The organism is Rhodococcus sp. YH3-3, assembly GCF_001653035.1.
GTDB lineage: Bacteria > Actinomycetota > Actinomycetes > Mycobacteriales > Mycobacteriaceae > Rhodococcus_F > Rhodococcus_F qingshengii.
Genome location: NZ_BCWH01000033.1, coordinates 1 through 813 on the forward strand (window position 1 = coordinate 1; position 813 = coordinate 813).

Annotated in this window: 1 protein-coding gene; it reads right to left on the reverse strand. The window is 60.6% G+C overall.

All coding sequences use genetic code 11. From position 1 onward, the window contains the following. On the reverse strand, window positions 1–813 hold an 813-nt coding region (locus YH3_RS34695), incomplete at both ends, for an alkane 1-monooxygenase (protein ID WP_064445176.1).

Below are 813 nucleotides of genomic sequence, written 5' to 3' on the forward strand. Positions count from 1 at the left end.
GCGAACGTACGAGCCGTCGGCACGCTTGCCACGCAGCAGGCCGTAATGCTCGAGGTAGTTCGCGGCTTCGAGGAAGGTGAATCCGGCAACTGCCTGCAGCAGGAGCCAGGGCGCGACCTCCCAACCGAAGATACCGATCAGCGTCGCGAAGAGGACAACACTCATCGCCCAAGCGTTGAGAATATTGTTCTCGAAGCTCCAGGTTCGTTTGCCTTTCCTCTGGAGTCGAGCGCTCTCGATGCGCCATGCCGAACGCAGCCCGCCGAACACACTTCGTGGCAAGAACCTCCAGAAGCTCTCACCGAACCGTGAGCTGGCCGGGTCCTGCGGAGTAGCTACACGCACATGGTGGCCGAAATTGTGTTCCACGTAGAAGTGCCCGTAGAGAGATTGCGCAAGCGCCACTTTCGCGAGCCACTGTTCGATCTTCTCGCTCTTGTGGCCGAGTTCGTGGGCCGCGTTGATACCGACGCCGGCGACGACGCCCACCGTGAACGACATCGCGATCTTCTCCGCGATTCCCATCGGAGCGTTGATCCAGCACCAGCAGGCGAAGACCAGACCGGCGTATTGCAAGGGGAGGAACGCGTAAGTGCACCAGCGGTAGTAGCGGTCCTTCTGCAGTCGTGGGATCGCATCGTCCGGCGGACTTTCGCCGTCTTCACCGGCCAGCATGTCGATGATCGGGATGACGATGACCAGTAGCCACGCGCCGGTCGCCCAGAACAATCCGAGACGAAGGTTGTCGACGAGAATCCAGGAGAGGAACGGGCTGAGTGGAATCAGCAATCCGAGCGGCCACAGGTACCTCTT